Annotated in this window: 16 protein-coding genes; 12 read left to right on the top strand and 4 right to left on the bottom strand. The window is 61.3% G+C overall.

Annotated features, from left to right (window positions below; all coding sequences use genetic code 11):
* Positions 1-8 precede the first annotated feature (8 nt).
* The 6 genes from PP1Y_RS05015 to PP1Y_RS04990 all read left to right on the top strand — a co-directional run bounded on the left by PP1Y_RS05015 (position 9) and on the right by PP1Y_RS04990 (position 6906).
* Positions 9-908, top strand: coding sequence for a VOC family protein (locus PP1Y_RS05015; RefSeq protein ID WP_041558401.1), 900 nt, complete (start codon positions 9-11; stop codon positions 906-908).
* Positions 909-910: 2 nt separating this feature from the next.
* Positions 911-1339, top strand: a complete 429-nt coding sequence (locus PP1Y_RS05010; RefSeq protein ID WP_013837000.1) for a DoxX family protein — start codon at positions 911-913, stop codon at positions 1337-1339.
* Positions 1332-2690: an alginate export family protein gene (locus PP1Y_RS05005; RefSeq protein ID WP_013836999.1), complete on the top strand. Its 1359-nt coding sequence runs from the start codon at positions 1332-1334 to the stop codon at positions 2688-2690. Before PP1Y_RS05010 ends, PP1Y_RS05005 begins: the two co-directional genes overlap by 8 nt.
* A 16-nt stretch (positions 2691-2706) precedes the next feature.
* Positions 2707-3423, top strand: a complete 717-nt coding sequence (locus PP1Y_RS05000) for a YoaK family protein (RefSeq protein WP_013836998.1) — start codon at positions 2707-2709, stop codon at positions 3421-3423.
* Between the two features lie 56 nt (positions 3424-3479).
* Positions 3480-3764 carry a GNAT family N-acetyltransferase gene (locus PP1Y_RS04995; RefSeq protein ID WP_013836997.1) on the top strand — a complete coding sequence of 95 codons (285 nt, stop codon included), beginning with the start codon at positions 3480-3482 and terminating at the stop codon, positions 3762-3764.
* A 154-nt stretch (positions 3765-3918) separates the two neighbouring features.
* Positions 3919-6906: a sensor histidine kinase gene (locus PP1Y_RS04990; protein WP_013836996.1), complete on the top strand. Its 2988-nt coding sequence runs from the start codon at positions 3919-3921 to the stop codon at positions 6904-6906.
* Here the strand turns inward: PP1Y_RS04990 and PP1Y_RS04985 are convergent.
* Positions 6897-7493, bottom strand: coding sequence for a TMEM175 family protein (locus PP1Y_RS04985; protein ID WP_013836995.1), 597 nt, complete (start codon positions 7491-7493; stop codon positions 6897-6899). The genes PP1Y_RS04990 and PP1Y_RS04985 overlap by 10 nt on opposite strands.
* Before the next feature lie 161 nt (positions 7494-7654).
* Positions 7655-8767 carry an NADH:flavin oxidoreductase/NADH oxidase gene (locus tag PP1Y_RS04980; RefSeq protein ID WP_013836994.1) on the bottom strand — a complete coding sequence of 371 codons (1113 nt, stop codon included), beginning with the start codon at positions 8765-8767 and terminating at the stop codon, positions 7655-7657.
* Between the two features lie 340 nt (positions 8768-9107).
* On the opposite strand from PP1Y_RS04980, the gene PP1Y_RS04975 reads away from it, so the two are divergent.
* Genes PP1Y_RS04975 through PP1Y_RS04965 form a run of 3 tightly spaced genes read left to right on the top strand, consistent with a single transcriptional unit; the run spans position 9108 to position 12579 of the window.
* Positions 9108-9971, top strand: a complete 864-nt coding sequence (locus PP1Y_RS04975; RefSeq protein WP_013836993.1) for an alpha/beta fold hydrolase — start codon at positions 9108-9110, stop codon at positions 9969-9971.
* 4 nt (positions 9972-9975) lie between these two features.
* Positions 9976-11712: a D-lactate dehydrogenase gene (gene dld / locus PP1Y_RS04970; RefSeq protein ID WP_013836992.1), complete on the top strand. Its 1737-nt coding sequence runs from the start codon at positions 9976-9978 to the stop codon at positions 11710-11712.
* A 21-nt stretch (positions 11713-11733) separates the two neighbouring features.
* Positions 11734-12579, top strand: coding sequence for a fumarylacetoacetate hydrolase family protein (locus PP1Y_RS04965; protein WP_013836991.1), 846 nt, complete (start codon positions 11734-11736; stop codon positions 12577-12579).
* Between the two features lie 88 nt (positions 12580-12667).
* Here PP1Y_RS04965 and PP1Y_RS04960 read toward each other — a convergent pair whose 3' ends face one another.
* Positions 12668-13798, bottom strand: a complete 1131-nt coding sequence (locus PP1Y_RS04960) for an alkene reductase (protein ID WP_013836990.1) — start codon at positions 13796-13798, stop codon at positions 12668-12670.
* Positions 13799-13957: 159 nt separating this feature from the next.
* Here PP1Y_RS04960 and PP1Y_RS04955 point away from each other — a divergent pair, with 159 nt between their 5' ends.
* Complete coding sequence (locus PP1Y_RS04955; RefSeq protein WP_065762389.1) at positions 13958-14551, top strand: nucleotidyltransferase family protein; 594 nt, start codon at positions 13958-13960, stop codon at positions 14549-14551.
* On the opposite strand, the gene PP1Y_RS04950 is transcribed toward PP1Y_RS04955, so the two are convergent.
* Positions 14512-15462, bottom strand: coding sequence for a LysR family transcriptional regulator (locus PP1Y_RS04950; protein WP_013836989.1), 951 nt, complete (start codon positions 15460-15462; stop codon positions 14512-14514). The two genes, PP1Y_RS04955 and PP1Y_RS04950, sit on opposite strands and share 40 nt — an antisense overlap.
* Positions 15463-15562: 100 nt before the next feature.
* Here PP1Y_RS04950 and PP1Y_RS04945 point away from each other — a divergent pair, with 100 nt between their 5' ends.
* Together PP1Y_RS04945 and PP1Y_RS04940 are read left to right on the top strand one after the other, a co-directional pair.
* Positions 15563-16246, top strand: coding sequence for a DsbA family oxidoreductase (locus tag PP1Y_RS04945; protein ID WP_013836988.1), 684 nt, complete (start codon positions 15563-15565; stop codon positions 16244-16246).
* The gene (locus PP1Y_RS04940) at positions 16243-17406 is read left to right on the top strand and encodes an FAD-dependent monooxygenase (protein WP_013836987.1); all 1164 of its coding nucleotides are present in this window, start codon (positions 16243-16245) and stop codon (positions 17404-17406) included. Before PP1Y_RS04945 ends, PP1Y_RS04940 begins: the two co-directional genes overlap by 4 nt.
* Positions 17407-17450 lie beyond the last annotated feature (44 nt).

Genomic DNA, 17450 nt, shown 5'->3' with positions numbered 1-17450 from the left:
GAAGAGCCATGAAACCCGCTGCCCTCCTCGTCGCCACCGCGCTCTTTGCCGCGATGCCGACCCCTTCTCCGGTCCAGGCAAAAGAGGTCGCCAGCGCCGATTATTCGGTCGGACCGCAATATGATACGACGCATGTCTATGTGCCCGAAGCAAAATTCGACGCCTTTGTGGCCAGTTTCGTCGCGACATTCGGCGGCTCGATCTCGAAGCAGGGCGAGTTCCAGGTCACGCCGACTAAAAGCCTGACCAAGTCGCAGCTCGCGCGGACGCCGGCGGGGACCGTTTCGGTGTTCGGGTTCAAAACCCCGATCCCTTACCCGTTCGGTGACGAGCGCACTGGTTATCTCGTGACCGATATCGACGCAGCCGTCGCCTCCGCGGTCAAACACGGCGCGATCCGTCGCATCGCGACGTTCCCGGATCCTATTGGCCGCGATTCCGTGATCCAGTGGCCAGGCGGCGTGAACATGCAGCTCTATTGGCATACGGCGAAACCAAATTACGCGCCGCTCGCCACCACTCCCGAAAACCGCATCTATCTTACCGAAGATGTGGCCGATCGCTTCATCACCGGCTGGACCGGCTTTGCCCGCGGCAAGATCCTTTCTGATGATCGAGCGGCGCCTGGCGCCGAAGTTGGCCAGCCCGGCAAGACCATCCGCCGCGTCGCAATCGAGACCGGGTACGGCAAGATGGTCGTCTACGTCACCGACGGGCAACTGCCCTGGCCCTATGGCCGCGACATGACCGGTTATGAGGTGGCCGACCTCAGCGCCACGCTCGCTAGGGCGACGGCGGCCGGGGTCGAGACGCTCGTCGTTCCCTACTCCACTGGCGGGCGTCAGGCGGCGATCGTGCGGTTCCCCGGCGGCTATATCGCCGAAATACACACCAATATGGGCAAATGACGATGGGTATTGATCGGGATCCCCGCTTCGTCGATGCCGTTCTGGACTGGCCGCCGACATGGTTCATCGCCCGCTTGCTCCTGGTCGGTGCCTATCTTCTGGGCGGCATCGTCAAATTAACAGACTGGTCCGGCGCGGTAACCGAACAGGCACATTTCGGGATGAGCCCGCCCGCTTTCTGGGCGGCGCTGACAATCGCGATCGAGCTGATCGGCCCAATCCTCATCCTCTCGGGCCGGCTGGTCTGGCTGGGAGCGGGAATGCTCGGGGTCTTCACTTTGCTCGCCGCCTTTACCGCCAATGCTTTCTGGACAATGCCTGACGGACCCGAGCGGTTCGCCGCGACTAACGCCTTCTTCGAACATGTCGGCCTGATTGGCGGCTTCGTGCTCGCGGCGCTGGTGGCAGAACAGGCAAAGCGGCGTGCCTAGACGTGCGGCCGTTTTCCTGCTCGCGGGGTTTCTTCCAACGCCTGTTTTCGCTCAAGCGACCGAAGCGTGGGAGGCGCCAACGCTGACGACCACCCGCTACGACGAGGACTGGTCCGATCTTGCCGACAAGGATAAGCGCGACCATCACTGGACCGGAGAGTTCAAATATATACCGATCGCCGATGATGCGTGGCTCTCCACGGGAATAGAGCTCCGCGCGCGCAACGAGAATTACAAAAACAGCCTTTGGGGCAGCGCGGCCCCTCCGAGCGACAGCTATCTTTGGGTTCGGGCTCTTCCCTATGCTGACCTCCATGTCGGCAAGGTGCGCGCGTTCGCCCAGCCCATTATCGCTTATGCCGTTGGCGTCCAGCCTTCGGCTGGTCCGATCGATCAGACGAGGGCTGATCTTCTACAGGCTTTCGGCGAAGTCGACCTTGGCCCGCTTACCGTACGCGGGGGGCGGCAGATGCTATCACTCGGCTCGGAGCGGCTGGTGGGCACACGCTATGGCCCTAATGTGCCGCTCGCATTTGATGGCGTGCGCGGCATCGTGACGGTCGGCAAAGCCAAGGTGAACCTTCTTGCGGTAAAGTCTGTAACGCCCGGCACGGGAAATTTCGATGACCGGACGTCGGCCACCGAAGCGCTATGGGGCGCCTATGCGACGATCCCGCACCTCGATCTCTATTATCTGGGCTACCGCAATCGAGCGGCCCGCTTTGGCGGGATTTTGGGACGCGAGGAGCGGCACACTGTAGGGGCCCGTTATTTTGGCGCGAGCCAGGATTGGCACTGGAATATCGAGGCGGCGGGCCAATTTGGGCATTTTGCCGGTCAGAAGATCCGTGCCTGGACGCTCGCCACCGAATTGGGCCGAAGCTTCTCTTCACTGCCGCTCTCGCCCGATGCGACGCTGCGGTTCAACATTGTGAGTGGCGACACTGAAGCCGGCGACGGTCGCGTAGAGACCTTCAACGCGCTTTTCCCGAAGGGCAAATATTTCGGCGAACTCTCGCCCATCGGCCCCACGAACATCATCAGCGTGAATCCGCGGGTAAGCGCCGAGCTTGGCGAAGGCGTTTCGGCTAGCCTGGCCGGAATGGGCTATTGGCGATACGCCCGCGCCGACGGGGTCTACGACATCCCCGGCAACCTTGTACGCGCGCCCGGAAACAGCCGCGCGCGCTTTATCGGCAAGGAAGTGGAAGCGACGCTTGCGTGGCAGGCGACGGCGGAACTCGAACTATCGACGTCCCTCTCACTTTTCGCGCCTGGCGCATTCATCAAGGAAACTGGTCCGGCCAAGACGATCAGGATGATCGGCCTCGAGGCCAATTTTCGCTTTTAGGCAAGGTAAGACGCTGATGGTATCATTGCCGACAAATGCGGACAAGCCCGCTTCATCGCCCCTCCCAGGCCTGCTTGTGCTTCTGTCGGTGACCACCGGTCTAGTGGATGCGGTCAGCGTGCTGGGGCTCGGAAAGGTCTTCACCGCGAACATGACCGGAAACGTCGTGTTCCTCGGATTTGCTGTAGCGGGAACCCCGGGCTTTTCGATCGCACCAGGGCTCGTCGCGCTGCTGACATTCTTTCTCGGCGCATTTATCGGTGGCCGGACCGGGCAGAGCTTTGGGACGCGCCCGCTCCGGCATTGGCTTATGTTGGCCGCACTGATCGAAACGGCGCTGCTCTGGGCGGCCGCGCTTTTTGCTCTGGCTTTCGATCCGGTTGCGCTTTCGCCCCGCTGGGCGCTCTTTGCCATTATCGGCCTCACCGCAGTCGCAATGGGCTTTCGCAATGCGACGATCCGTCAGTTGAAGGTTCCGGATCTCACCACGACGGTGCTGACGCTCACCATTACCGGCATTGCGGCAGATTCGCGGATGGCCGGCGGCACCGCCCCCAATCTTGCGCGACGTATCGCTGCAGTCCTCGCGATCCTTCTTGGAGGAGCGATCGGCGCGCTTCTGGTCATGCGCTACGGCCTCGCTGTTCCCTTGGTGGTTGCGGGCATCGTCGTGCTGGGGGGGACGGCCGCCTGCGCCCGGCATCCGAGTGCCGCCCTGCCGCGCAGCGCTTGAGCGGCAGCGCGTGCTCCCCAGTTTCAGTCAAAAGGGATCTCGTAGTGAGCGGAGCAATGAGCACCCAGGTCATTCACAATAAGGATATGCACCGGTTCGAACGCCCGATCAGCGGGGATGACATCGCGGCAGCCTATTATCGGATCGATGAGGAAGGTCGTTTGGTTTTGGTCCACACCGAAGTCCCGAGCCAGTTTGGCGGCCAAGGCTTTGCGTCCAGGCTGGCTCGTGGCCTTTTTGAAATTGCTCGCACCGAGGGCTGGAAACTGGTGCTGCGCTGCCCCTTCATGCAAAGCTGGTTCTCGCGGCATTCGGAATTTGGCGACGTCGTTGCCGGCTAGCCGAATTTGACGGCGACGCCCTTTCCATAATCATGGATCGTGCGATCCGGTCGACAATGAAAAATGCTCGACATAGTGGACTGCTATTGGCCTATTCGTGCATAGCGGCGGGGCCAGCGGGAGCAGCAATGAAACATAGTCAGCCATATCCTTCATGACAGGAACCGGGCCAGGAGGTTTGCGCGGATGGAGTGACGAGTTCGATCGCGGGGATGTACATCTGGGTGCTGGCCTGAATGCCAGTTTCCTTCGTGCCTTGCTGCAGTGCTTCGCGCATCTCGTCTTCCTTATCGGTTTAGTGCCCAGCGTCTCGGCACAACAGATACCCGGCTACAGCCACCGCCATTGGGACGCTGAAGAGGGCTCTCCGTCCGACGTCCGGGCTATTGCACAGACGCGTGACGGCTTTCTCTGGCTTGGTACTGCCAACGGCCTGTATCGCTTCGACGGGCTGGCTTTCGAGAAGATCGAGCCGAAAACCTTCAACAAGTGGCGTTCCAACCAAATCACCGCGCTGGCGGCCGCTCCCGACGGCGCTCTGTGGGTCGGCTATGACTTTGGCGGTGTCGGTGTCGTCCGGAATGGCGAATTACGAGATGCGAATACCGTCAGTCGTCCACGTGGCTCCGTCTGGAGCATCATGGTCTCTCGCGATGGCGATGTTTGGGTAAGCGTCAATGGAGAGAATGGCGCCGAGCTCCGCCGGCGCCACCGCGGCCAATGGCGCATTTATACCGCGAAGGACTGGCTCCAGCCCGAACCGATCCAGGAGGTATTCCAAGCCCGCGATGGGACGATCTGGATTGCGCAATTTCGCAGCATCCTGCGTGTTCCCCCAGGGGCTTCACGTCCGGAAAAAATCCCTGAACAGGTGGGGTTTGCGACCTCCTTTGCCGAAGATGAGAATGGAACGCTGTGGCTCCTCAGCGACAAAGGCTTGCAGCGCCTCACGCCTCCACGCCTTCTCAGAAAGATTGAAACGGATGGTCCCAGCTCGGGCGGTTCAGGCAAATGGTCGCTGCTCTTTGAGGACGGTCTCGCGTGGCTGGGCGGCGATCAGCAGGGCATAGTAAGACTCTCGAACCTTAAAGGCCTTGCCGCAGGCCGTGACGTCATCGCGGCGAAGTCCCGCATCCTCTTTCGCGATCGCGAAGGGACGATTTGGGGCGGCGGACCCGACGGCCTCGTAAATTATATGCGCTCGCCGATCGTGCGGGTGGATCTGAAGGGCGCTCCCACGACGGGATTTGCGATAGGCTCGGTCGCGGGCGCACCGGTCTATGTGGCGACCGACGCGGGCGTCTACCGGCTCTCCGATCAATCTGCGGATCTAGTCCAGAAGACTTCCTACGCGATCACGCTTTGCGCCGGTCCGCGTGATCAATTGCTGGTGCCAACCTTGAAGAAGAGCTACCTCAAGCGTGATGGACGCTGGACTGCGGTGGCAGGGTCGCCGTCCCCCATGGCGCTGAGTGACTGCTCCATAGATGCCGAGGGTGAGGTTTGGGCATCCGGGACCGGCCTGTTCAAGCTATCCGGCGGCGCGTGGAATCTACAAAAGGGCTGGCCCACGGGCCAGTCGATGCTCAGCGACGGGAAGGACGGCTTTTATTTCAACCTCCCGATGCACGCCTTCCTTCATGCGCGCCCGGGTTCGGTCCGAACACTCTGGAAAGAAGAAGAGATCAAGATCGGTTTCGTCCACCTGATCAAGAAGATCGGAAATCATCTCTATCTGGGCGGCGAAAAGGGTATCGCGCGCTATGACGGGAAGCAGTTCGTATCTCTCGAGTCCGCGCACAATCCCTGGCTTAACGGTATCAGCGGACTGGCCATCGATCAAAAGCAGGCGTGGTTGATCGGAGCTGAAGGGATTTTCCTCGTGCCGCTTCGCGACTTCAATCGTGCCTTCGAAATGCCGACACGTCCCCTCGCCCATCAGTTGATCGGCAGCGAGCTTGGATTGACCAGTCGCAGCTTCGCCTATGTGTCTAATGATGCTGTACTCGATGCGAAGGGAAATCCGTGGTTCGTCACGAACCGGGGTGTCGTCCGGGTGGACCCGGCGCGGATTGGTCGCAATCCCGTACTTCCGCCGGTCAATATTCGGAGTCTCGAAGCGAACGGACACTTCTACCCGCAGCGCGACGTCACCCTTCCCGCCGGCACGACCCGCCTTCAGTTCGACTTTGTGGCTCTTAGCCTGACCAAACCGACGGCCAATGCGTATCGCTATAAAATGGAGGGTGTCGATGATGATTGGGTCGATACCGGCGGAAAACGGCAAGCCACTTATACGGGTCTTCGACCCGGTACGTACAGATTCCAGGTAGTTGCCGCCAACTCGGACGGTGTCTGGAACAACGATGGCGCTGTCATGACGGTCACGATCCTTCCCTATTTCTGGCAAACCTGGTGGTTCAAGACCGCCTTGCTTTTGATCGTTGCCGTGCTCTTATGGGCGTTCATCCAGACGCGGATGCGCGCGGCAGCGCAAGCCGCCCGGGAGCGAATCGAAGATCGGATCGCTGTACGGGAGCATATTGCCCAGGATCTTCATGATACGTTGCTGCAAGGGTTTCAGGGTCTGGTTCTTCGATTCCAGTCGACGGTCGAGCGCCTGCCTCCGGGGCATCCCGCCCGCGAAGAGCTTGAATCCACCCTGGATCGGGCCGACGACGTGCTACAGGAGGGCCGCGACCGGGTGCGCTTCCTGAGGGAAGAAAGCGAACCGGTCGATCTCGGGATCGCACTCACCGCGATCGCCGAGGACGTGCTGCAAAAACAGATTAAATGGTCGGTAAAGGAAGCGGGTACCATAAGGCCCGTCTGCGCACCGGTCGCAGATGATATCGCGCGCATAGCGAATGAGACGATGTTCAATGCGCTGCGCCACGCGCAAGCAAACATGATCACGGTCAGAATATTGCATCGCCGTGACAGCCTGTTGGTGTGCGTAGCCGATGACGGCGTTGGCCTCGACGCCACAGTGAAGGAAGCGGGAGGCAAGGCCGGGCATTATGGCCTTGTCGGCATGCGCGAGAGGGCGCAACGATTGGGGGCGATCATCAAGATATCCGACGTTGAGCCGAGCGGAACGGAGATCAAGCTGACCCTGCCCGCGCGGATTGCCTATCGCTGACGATCAGCGGTTCTGTTTTCTACTGCGCGTGCAAAGCGCCGATCAGGTATGACCCAGAGCGCTATGACGGTGACATAGAGCAGGATGGCGATCCAGCGGCTGTAGAAGGCTGCGGGGATCGCGATTGCATAGAGGCCAAGCGTTCCCCAGCCCTTCCAATCCATCCCAAGTGCCTCGGAAAGCTCAGAGCTTTTTCCGTTGCAGGCGATGATAGCGCGCTCGGTCAGAAAATAGCCGATTGCGGCCATTCCAAGGACGATCCCATAGGCCGCGGTTGCACCTATCGAATAGTCGCTATCATCAAGCCAGCGGATCACGAAAGGGACAAGGCTCAGCCAGAACAGAAGAAAGAGATTGGCCCAAAGGACGCGCCCGTCGATGCGGGGATTGAGTTGATACAGATGGTGGTGATTGTTCCAGTAGAGGCCGACATTGATGAAGCTCAGGACATAGGCGAGAAGCAGGGGAAGGCTCGCGGCCAGGTCGCGCAGCGAGCTGCCATCCGGAACCTTGAGTTCGAGAACCATGATCGTGATGATGATCGCGACCACGCCGTCGGTGAAGGCCTCCAGTCGTTTTGAATCCATTCCGCTTCGCCCATCGAGAGAAATTGACTGACCAACACGAGGCGTCGCGCGGTTTGCAGTCCAAGGCCGCGAGCGTATCAGTTTTGAGACGGTCAGACGGCCCACATGTTCGTCAGGGACAGGCAAAACGCATCATGGATGTGCAAGACGACATTCGCCAGTCAGGTTTGTGCGGGGCGAAGCAGGTTCAGAAAGAGCCGCGGCTGCGATCGAAGATATTGGTTTGGAGCGCGTACCTGGCCGCCGAGCGCCGCAGCGGCATGCCAGGGCCAATGCGGATCATAGAGGATGCCGCGGGCAAGGGCGACGAGGTCCGCGTCGCCCGTGGCAATGATCGCTTCCGCCTGCTCTGGCTCGGTGATCAGGCCAACTGCAATGACGGGAATGTCTACGGCCGCCTTGACCGCGCGCGCAAAGGGCACTTGATAGCTGGGACCAACAGGAATTTGCTGGGCCGGATGAAGTCCGCCGGTCGAGATATGGACGGCCGTGCAACCGCGCTCGCGCAACGCGCGGACGAAAGCGATTGTCTGTTCAATTTCCCAGCCGCCATCGACCCAATCGGTCGCTGATATGCGCACCGTCAGTGGTTTCGATGCCGGCACAGCCCCGCGCACCGCTTCTATGACCTCCAGTGGAAAGCGCATCCTGGTGGCGAGGTCGCCGCCATATTCATCGGTTCGTTGATTGGCGAGCGGCGAAAGAAACTGGTGGAGAAGATAGCCGTGCGCCGCATGGATCTGGACGCCATCGAGGCCAATCTCCATGGCGCGCGCGGCCGCTGTAGCAAAGGCGTCCCTGACGTCTGCAAGCTCGCTCTTATCGAGCGCATTGGGGATGGCGTCGGTGTCACGAAGTGCAACGGGCGATGGTGCACGCGTGGTCCATCCGCGCGGCAGCGGCGGCGCGATCTGGCCACCGCCGAGCCACGGCACTTCAACCGACGCCTTGCGGCCGGCATGGGACAATTGGACGAAGAGCGGCGTGTCGGACATCGCCTTCAGGCGGGCGACGATTTTGGCCGCAGCAGTTGCGGTCGTTGCATCCCAAAGACCCAGATCCTTGTCGGAAATCCGGCCGTCGGGGAGCACAGCGGTCGCCTCGATCGTCACGCCCGCAGCGCCCGACAAAAGCAGCCGCGCCAGATGGGCAAAATGCCAGTCGTTCATGCACCCATCGGTTGCGGAATATTGGCACATCGGGGCTACGACGATCCGGTTGTCGAGCTTCAGCGAAGCCAGTTCGATCGGCTGAAACAGTGCCGGAGACGCCATCTATGTCACTCCATTTCGGTCCAGGACGTTCATCGCCCGGCATAGGTCGGATGGACCGCGACCCTCGCACCGGTCGCGTCCGGAATATTGGCGAATAGCGCGGCGGCTTGGATATTCTTCACGGCGATCTTGATCGGCCACGTTGCGCCCCCTTCCGATGTCGAATGCGATGCAGCGGAACTCAGGTGGTTCAATGCCCGGGTCGTTCGGGTCGGTCCGCCTTTGAGCAGGAACGGACAAAAGGTCGCAGTTCCAACCAATCGGCCCGCAAGCCTGCCTGCCTAAATGTTGCGCGAAGGATGGCCGGACATATCGGCCGCGCAGAAGAACGGATCCGACCATGATCGCAATCGCCAATCACACCGTCCGTGCGAACGGAATTCGCCAGAACTATATCGATGCCGGTGCCGGATCGCCGGTGGTTCTCTTGCACGGTTTTCCGGAAACGAACTACGCATGGCGCTATCAGATCCCCGTCCTTGGCGAACTGTTCCGGATCATCGCGCCGGACCTGCGCGGCTATGGAGAAACCGACAAGCCCGCCTCGGGCTACGACAAGCGCACGATGGCGAAGGACATCGCTTGCCTGCTCGACGAGCTCGAGATCGGACGTGTCGCCCTGGTTGGCCACGACCGCGGCGCGCGCGTCGCAACGAGGTTCGCCAAGGACTATCCGGACCGGGTCGATCGACTGGTCGTGATCGACAATGTGCCGACCAGAATCGTGGCGCGCGAAATCAATGCCGAAATCGCCAAGGCCTACTGGTTCTTTCTCTTCCACCTCGTGCCTGATCTCCCCGAGACGCTGATTGCTGGCAAGGAAGAGCAATGGCTGCGGTGGTTCTTTTCCGACTGGGCTTATGATCCCTCGGCGATCTCGGGCGAAGCCTTCGACACCTATGTGCGCGCCTATCGCGCGCCGGGCGCCGTCCGGGGCGCGATGGCCGATTACCGAGCAAACTCCGAAGATGTCGCGCAGGATAAGGAAGACGCCGAAGTCAAGATTGCCTGTCCGACGCTTGCGCTTTGGGGAGCCAATTTCGGCGCCGTCGGCAAGATGTTCGACATGCCTCGGGTATGGGGCGAGATGGCGGACAATCTGAAGGCCGTCCCGATCGAACGGTGCGGGCATCTTCCGCATGAGGAGCGGCCGGAGGCAGTAAACGCGCTCCTCCTCGAGTTTCTCCAGGGCTGGCAGGGCTGAGGCCATGGATTTCCGCCTGGCATCGGCTCTTGTCTTGCCGCACTCCCCTGTCAGCCCGGCTGACCTTGTGAGCGAACTCGAACAGATCGTCGGAAAGCGGCACCTGCTGACCGGCGACCGGAAGACGAGGCGTTACCGCACAGGCTTCCGTTTCGGCGCCGGGAAGGCCCTGGCGGTCGTGCGGCCGGCCAGTCTTGTTGAACTATGGCGCACCGTCAATGCATGCGCTCGCGCTGGCGTTATCATTATCATGCAGGCGGCGAATACCGGCCTGACTGGTGGATCGACGCCGGACGGCGACGATTATGATCGCGAGATAGTCATCATCAGCACCGTCCGGATTCAGGGAATTCACCTCATTCGGAAGGGCACCCAGGTCCTTTGCATGCCTGGGTCACGTCTGTTCGAACTGGAGGAGATTGTCACAAAAGTCGGCCGGGAACCCCACTCGCGGATCGGCTCGTCCTGCATCGGCGCCTCGGTGCTCGGCGGCATCTGCAACAACTCCGGCGGCTCGCTGATCCACCGGGGCCCCGCGTACACCCAGATGGCCCTCTATGCGCGACTCATGGCGGACGGCACCGTTCGATTGATCAATCATCTCGGCGTCAGCCTTGGAGTGGAGCCGGAGATGATGCTCGCGCGCCTCGATGCCGGAGATTTCACCGAGGACGACTTGGTCGACGATGCGGGGCGTGTCTGCTCCGATCAGAGCTACCAGGACCATGTCCGTCAGGTCGACGCGGACACGCCGGCCCGGTTCAACAATGACGCGCGCCATCTTTTCGAGGCGGCGGGAAGCGGCGGACGCGTCATCGTTTTTGCGGTGCGTCTGGATACATTCCCACGTGAGCGGGAAATCACCGATTTCTACATCGGATCGAATGATCCGGTCGAACTCAGCGCCATCCGGAGGACCATCCTCACCGATTTCAGCTCCCTGCCGATCCAGGCCGAATATATCCATCGTTCAGCCTTCAGGCTGACCGAGCGCTACGGCAAGGATACGTTTCTGGCGATCCGTCATCTTGGCGCAAAGCAGCTTCCTGTGGTCTTCTCGCTGAAATCACGGTTCGACGCTTTCTGCGCGAGGCTCCGCTTTGCACCGCATGACCTGTCCGATCGCGTCATTCAGGCGGCCGTGTCGCTCCTGCCGCGGCACCTGCCAAAGCGCATGCGTGACTATGACCGACGCTACGAGCATCACCTGATCCTCAAAATGGGCGGTTCAGGCGTTCGGGAAGCGCGCGATTTCTTGTCGAAGATTTTCCCAACAGCAACCGGCGACTTCTTCGAGTGCACTCGGGATGAGGGAGACAAGGCCTTTCTTCATCGCTTCGCGGTGGCAGGCGCATCCATCCGCTATCGCGCGCTCCACCGCGATCAGATATCCGACATTGTCGCACTCGACGTTGCGCTGCGCCGCAATGACGACGACTGGGATGAGAAGCTACCCGATGAACTGTCGGAGCAGATTGTGGGTGTGAGCTATTGCGGCCATTTCTTCTGCCACGTCTTCCATCGCGACTATCTGGTGAAGGCGAGCCATGATCCGGTCGCCTTCGAGTATGCGATGTTCGCGCTGCTCGACGCGCGAGGCGCGGAATATCCAGCAGAGCATAATGTCGGACATCTCTACGCCGCCAAACCCCCGCTCGAGCGGCACTATCGCGATCTAGACCCGACCAACAGCATGAATCCGGGCACCGGTCGAACCTCGAAGAAGGTCAATTGGGCCTGAAGGCCAGACAGGAGAATTCAGATGCAGATCGTTCGTTTCGAGGACCGGCGGGGACGCGGGCTCGCGGTCAACACCGGCGATGGCTATCGCGCCTTGTGGAGCGAAGATGGGCCATTTCCCGGCGACCTCCCCGACCTGATCGCCGAGGGGGCCGACCTCATGGCGATCGGGAGCGCGTTTCATGCGGCAACGCCCATCGACATCGACGCGGTTCGGATATTGCCGCCTTTGCCTAACCCCGGCAAGATCATCTGTGTTGGCCTCAACTATGTGGACCATGCCGCCGAAGGCAATTTCGAGGTCCCGATCTATCCCACGATATTCGCGCGATTCGCTTCGAGCCTGCTCGCACATGGCGCTCCGATGGCCCGTCCGCCCCAATCGGAACAATTCGACTTCGAGGGCGAACTTGTCGCCGTCATCGGCATGGGTGGCCGAACGATCCTCCGCGAAGAAGCGCTGCTCCATGTCGCCGGCTATTCGATTTTCAACGACGGCTCAGTTCGCGACTATCAGTTCCGGACGCCGCAATGGACGATGGGCAAGAATTTCGACGGGACGGGCGCGTTTGGCCCCTGTTTCGTCCCGTCGGCGGCGCTTGCGCCGGGTGCGAAAGGTCTGCGGCTCCAGACACGGCTGAACGGCGTCGTCGTACAGGATGCCTCGACCGACGACATGATCTTCGATATCGCCGAACTCATTGCGCTGCTGAGCGAGGCAATCACGCTTGCGCCAGGCGACGTGATCGTGACCGGAACCCCGGCGGGTGTGGGCTTTGCCCGCAAGCCGCCCGTCTGGATGAAGCCCGGCGATATCTGCGAAGTCGAGATCGAGGGCATCGGCCTTCTCAGGAATGAAATCGTCTGAGTTCACGACCCCAGTGGCGACAGAGCGATATCGCAAGAACATTGGCATGGAAGGACGCCCGCCGAGAGGCAGGCGCCCTTCCCTGTTCTTACGCAGCCAGTTCGCTGCCCGCGGCAAGCGCTGGATAGTCGCTATAGCCCCGGGCATCGCCTCCGAAAAAACTGTCGCGCTGTGGCTCGTTGAGCGGTGCGCCGAGCGCGAAGCGTCGCGGAAGATCGGGATTGGCGATGAAGAGCTTGCCGAAAGCGACAGCATCGCCGCGATCGTCCAACAGGGCCCGGTCGGCACTCGCGCGATCATAGCCGCCGGCCAGGATCAGCGTTCCATCGTAGATGCGGCGCATCTGGTGAACGATCGCATCCCAGCGAGGATCATATTCGCTGTCGGTTTCGATACCCAGTGTCGAAGGTTCGACGACATGGAGATAGGCAAGATCGCGCTCGTTGAGTTTGGCCGTGATGTAGCCGAAGGTCTCCTCGGGCGTGTCGTCTCCCATGCCCATGAACCGACCCATCGGGGTCAGCCGAACGGCCACGCGGCTGCTGCCGATCGCCGCAGTCACCGCATCGACGACCTCCAGCAGGAAGCGCGCACGGTTTTCGATCGCGCTGCCATAGGCGTCGCTTCGGTGGTTGCTGTTGCTGTTGATGAACTGGTCGATAAGATAGCCGTTGGCCGCGTGAATCTCGACGCCATCCATGCCCGCGAGAATCGCGTTTCTTGCTGCCTGCGCATAGTCCGCGACAATCGCCTTGATACCTTGAACGTCAAGCTCCTGCGGGACCGGTACGTCGCTCCAGATGCCATTGCCCGCATCATCGATGATGAAGGTCTTTCCGGGGACGGGCATCGCCGTCGGCGCGACGGGAAGAGCGCCGCCCGGCTGAAACACGGGATGCGAAACGCGGCCCACATGCCAGAGCTGCATGAAGATGCGGCCGCCGGCGCCGTGGACTGCCTCGGCGACCTTGGCCCAACCCTCGATCTGGGCGCTGCTGTGGATTCCCGGGGTCCAGGCATAGCCCTGCCCCTGCTGCGATATCTGCGTGGCCTCGGTGATGATGAGGCCAGCGCCCGCGCGCTGCCTATAATATTCGACATTGAGATCATTGGGGACATTGCCCTCGCCTGCCCGCGAGCGGGTCAGTGGAGCCATGAGGATCCGGTTTGGAAGTTCGAGGTCGCCAATCCTGAGCGGCGTGAAAAGATCTGGTTGCATCGCATTTCTCCAGCCTGGCGCGTGTCGCGCTCCTGCATCGGAGGTGGATATGGCCTGTCACACTCGCGGTGATAATCCGGCAATAACTGCGGTCACCGTTGCATATGGCGCAAAGATAAGAGCTCTCCGCGCGACGCCTGGTCTCTTCGAGATAATGGGATGAGGATCGCGACCATCCTGCTTGCCGCGGGACGTTCAACGGGCTTCGGTGTTGCGGACAATCTTTCAGCACCCTTGGGATCATTACCCCTCGGCCGTCACGCCGCACATACGCTGATGGCGCTCTCCCTCGACCTTCGTTTTGTGGTGACAGGGCCGACTATGATGGAGTGGCCGGGCTTCTGCCGTGTGAACAATGAAGCGCCTGAGCGCGGCCTGTCTCATTCGATCGCGCTGGGGGTCGCCGCCGCTTGTCATGCTGGCGCAACGGCGGTCCTCATCGCGCTTGCCGATATGCCGTTCGTGAGCCACGGGCATTTTGCGGCCCTTATCGAACATCATATGTGCGGTAGCTCGATGGCGGTCTCAAGCGATGGGTGGCGAAGGATGCCGCCCGCCAAATTTAGCGCCTGTCACTTCGCGGTGCTTTGCTCGCTGAGCGGGGACCGGGGCGCCAGGCACCTTCTCTCCGAAGACACACCAGTCTTGGCCGCGCAAGGCGAACTCATCGACATCAATACGCCCGAAGAATGGGAGCGCGCCGCCCGCGAACTTCAGACGATCGCTTCGCTCGGCTCGCACCGGTCCCAATAAGGCGGAGTGCCGAAGCTCGCCTCGAGAAAATCGACAAATGCTCGCAGCTTCGCCGATGTGCGCCGGTCGGACTGATAGACCGCGTATATGCCGGCGTCGGGCGAAGCGGCTGTCTTCCCGATATTCGCCTCCCAACCCGTCAGGAGCGGGCGAAGCGTGCCAGCTGCTATATCTGGTCCGACAAGCCAACTCGGCATCAGCAGGAGTCCGAGGCCAGCAAGTGCTACTTCGCGCAATGTTTCCGAATGATTGGCGCGCAGCTTGCCGCGGACCCGGACGAGTTCCTCCTTGCCATCGCACGAGAAGCGCCAGGTACGGTCGCCGCTCGCATAGGAGAAAGTGAGGCACTCGTGCGCCGCCAGATCAGAGGGGCAAAGGGGCTCGCCGCGTTCCTCAAGATAGGCGGGGCTTGCGCACAGAATCCGCCGGTGCGGCGCCAGACGCCGTGCGATCAGGCTTGAGGATTCGAGGCTTCCAAGGCGTATCGCGACATCGATGCGGTCCTCGACCAGGTTAACGACCTCGTCGGTCATAATCATCTCAAGCTCCACCTCCGGACAGGCCCGCAGGAACGCCGGGACGACCGGCGCGACATGCAGTCTGGCGAACGCAACGGGCAGGCTTACGCGGAGCAAGCCCCGCGGCGTCCCCTCGCGCTCTGAGACGCTGCGATTGGCTTCCTCAAGGTCGGCCACGATACGGGCTGCCTGAACATAATAATCTTCGCCCGCGGGTGTCAGCGTCACGCTGCGTGTCGATCGATTGAAGAGAACAGCGGTAAGATGTTCCTCAAGCGCATCGACCTGGCGCGTGAGCGAGGATGTGGCGACGCCCGCCTTGCGCGCGGCAGGCGCAAAGCCGCCTTCATCCGCGACGGAAAGAAATGCCTTCAGGGAAGCGAATACGTCCATCGTTCACCGTTGCGCGCTACGCAACGCAGATACCATTCTTCGTACTATTATCAAAGTTTTCCGTCTGACCCATCTTCACCCTCAATTATGGAGATCGGTCATGAATCCACCTGTCAAAATCACCGTCACTTCGGATTTCATCTGCCCCTGGTGCTATATCGGCGAGCAGCGGCTGGCCCGGGCGGTCGAAGGGCTGCCCGCCGGCATTGATGTCGAGCTTCTTTGGCTTCCCTTCGAACTGAACCCGGACATGCCGGTGGGCGGCATGGACCGAAAGACCTATCGATCAGGCAAGTTCGGCAGTTGGGAGCGATCGCAGGCGCTCGACGCAGGGACCGTCGCTGCCGGCGCGACCGATGGCATCCCCTTCGCCTATGCGGCAATTGCGCGGACGCCCAACACCCGCCTTGCGCATCGGCTCTCGCTGCTCGCTCACCGAGCCGGAAAGCAGTCCGAATATGCGGCCGCAGTCCTTCGAGCCTATTTCGCGGAAGGCAAGGACATCGGCGATAGCGATGTCCTTGCCGATATCGCGGCCGGCGTCGGCCTGAACCGTGAAGAGGTTCTGGCCTTTCTCGAAGGCGATGAGGGCGCGATGGAGATCCGGGCGCTCGAACTGTTCAGCCAGGATCGCGGCATTCACAGCGTACCCCATATCCAGATCGGCGTAACCACGTTGAGCAGCGCTCAGCCGGTCGACACGATCCGCACTGCGATCATCGATGAAGCAGCGCGCACCCCGACGGCAGCTCAGACGGACACATCGAAAGGAATTGCGTCATGAATTCGGTATCGATCAGACCCAGGGCGCTGGTCATCGGCGGATCGCTTGCCGGCCTCTTCACGGCCAACCTGCTGCTCCGCACTGGCTGGGATGTCGAGGTCTTCGAACGCTCTCCCCACGATCTCGACAGCCGAGGTGGCGGAATCGTCCTCCAGCCCGACGTGGTCGAGGTCATCCGCCGCACCGGCGTGGAGATCGCGGCCGGCCTCGGCGTTCGCTCGCGCTTCCGGACCGTGTTCCGGCCTGACGGATCGATCCAGTCGAAGGAATTGTCACCCCAGACGCAGACGTCGTGGTCGCTCATCTATTCGACCCTTCGATCCGCCTTCCCGGAAGAACGATATCATCAGGGGAAGGTGTTGGCTGACCTTAGACAGGATCGGGCGGCAAAGACCGTTTCAGCGCGCTTTGTCGACGGAACGACGGCAATCGGCGATCTTCTGGTCGGGGCCGATGGGGGCAACTCCACGGTTCGCGGCCTGGTCTGGCCCCAGGCCAACCCCCTATATGCCGGCTATCTCGCCTGGCGCGGCCTGATACCGGAAGATGCGATGCCTGCAGTGTCCCGCGAGACGCTGCATGGCGATTTTGGCTTCGCCAATAACCGCGGATCGCACATCCTCGGCTATCTTGTTCCCGGTATCGCCAATGACATGCGCGCAGGGCACCGGCTCTACAATTGGGTATGGTATCGCGTCGCCGAAGAGACGCTGCTGAACGACATCCTGATCGACCGCGACGGCCAGAAACGGACGTCCGCAGTTTCCGAAGGCATGCTGGCAGACCGGTGGCTTCCGATCCTGCACGCCGAGGCGGATGCTTTGCTTCCCGGCCCGTTCTGCGAGGTGGTCAAGGCTACGCAAGAACCCTTTGTGCAGATCATCCGGGATCTGGCTTCAGACCATATGGTCGATGGCCGCGTCATCATGCTTGGCGATGCGGCGGCCATCCCCCGGCCACACACCGCCGCAAGCTCCTCCAAGGCGGCCGCAAACGCGCTGGCGCTCGCAGATGCGCTCGCGTCCAGCGCGGACATCGACACAGCGCTTAAGCAGTGGGAACCATCGCAGGCCGAGCTCGGGAAAGCGCTTCTGCGGCAGGGTTCGCAAACGGGCGACTATCTGCTCTTCAGAAAGCCGCCCGTGGCGCAGGTTGGCTGAGCCGCCCATCCCCCTCGTGGGGTGAAAGGACGCGGCATCCTGAG

Origin of the sequence: Novosphingobium sp. PP1Y (genome assembly GCF_000253255.1) — a bacterium.
Classification (GTDB): Bacteria; Pseudomonadota; Alphaproteobacteria; order Sphingomonadales; family Sphingomonadaceae; genus Novosphingobium.
The sequence above is the reverse complement of the archived record's forward strand: the minus strand, read 5'-3'. Positions and strand labels throughout refer to the sequence as shown.

Bases quoted from the DNA above. Each gene is read 5' to 3' on its own strand.
- PP1Y_RS05015 (WP_041558401.1), top strand. From the start codon at position 9: ATGAAACCCGCTGCCCTCCTCGTCGCCACCGCGCTCTTTGCCGCGATG.
- PP1Y_RS05010 (WP_013837000.1), top strand. From the start codon at position 911: ATGGGTATTGATCGGGATCCCCGCTTCGTCGATGCCGTTCTGGACTGG.
- PP1Y_RS05000 (WP_013836998.1), top strand. From the start codon at position 2,707: ATGGTATCATTGCCGACAAATGCGGACAAGCCCGCTTCATCGCCCCTC.
- PP1Y_RS04995 (WP_013836997.1), top strand. From the start codon at position 3,480: ATGAGCACCCAGGTCATTCACAATAAGGATATGCACCGGTTCGAACGC.
- PP1Y_RS04990 (WP_013836996.1), top strand. From the start codon at position 3,919: ATGACAGGAACCGGGCCAGGAGGTTTGCGCGGATGGAGTGACGAGTTC.
- PP1Y_RS04985 (WP_013836995.1), bottom strand. From the start codon at position 7,493: ATGGATTCAAAACGACTGGAGGCCTTCACCGACGGCGTGGTCGCGATC.
- PP1Y_RS04980 (WP_013836994.1), bottom strand. From the start codon at position 8,767: ATGGCGTCTCCGGCACTGTTTCAGCCGATCGAACTGGCTTCGCTGAAG.
- PP1Y_RS04975 (WP_013836993.1), top strand. From the start codon at position 9,108: ATGATCGCAATCGCCAATCACACCGTCCGTGCGAACGGAATTCGCCAG.
- dld (WP_013836992.1), top strand. From the start codon at position 9,976: ATGGATTTCCGCCTGGCATCGGCTCTTGTCTTGCCGCACTCCCCTGTC.
- PP1Y_RS04965 (WP_013836991.1), top strand. From the start codon at position 11,734: ATGCAGATCGTTCGTTTCGAGGACCGGCGGGGACGCGGGCTCGCGGTC.
- PP1Y_RS04960 (WP_013836990.1), bottom strand. From the start codon at position 13,798: ATGCAACCAGATCTTTTCACGCCGCTCAGGATTGGCGACCTCGAACTT.
- PP1Y_RS04955 (WP_065762389.1), top strand. From the start codon at position 13,958: ATGAGGATCGCGACCATCCTGCTTGCCGCGGGACGTTCAACGGGCTTC.
- PP1Y_RS04950 (WP_013836989.1), bottom strand. From the start codon at position 15,462: ATGGACGTATTCGCTTCCCTGAAGGCATTTCTTTCCGTCGCGGATGAA.
- PP1Y_RS04945 (WP_013836988.1), top strand. From the start codon at position 15,563: ATGAATCCACCTGTCAAAATCACCGTCACTTCGGATTTCATCTGCCCC.
- PP1Y_RS04940 (WP_013836987.1), top strand. From the start codon at position 16,243: ATGAATTCGGTATCGATCAGACCCAGGGCGCTGGTCATCGGCGGATCG.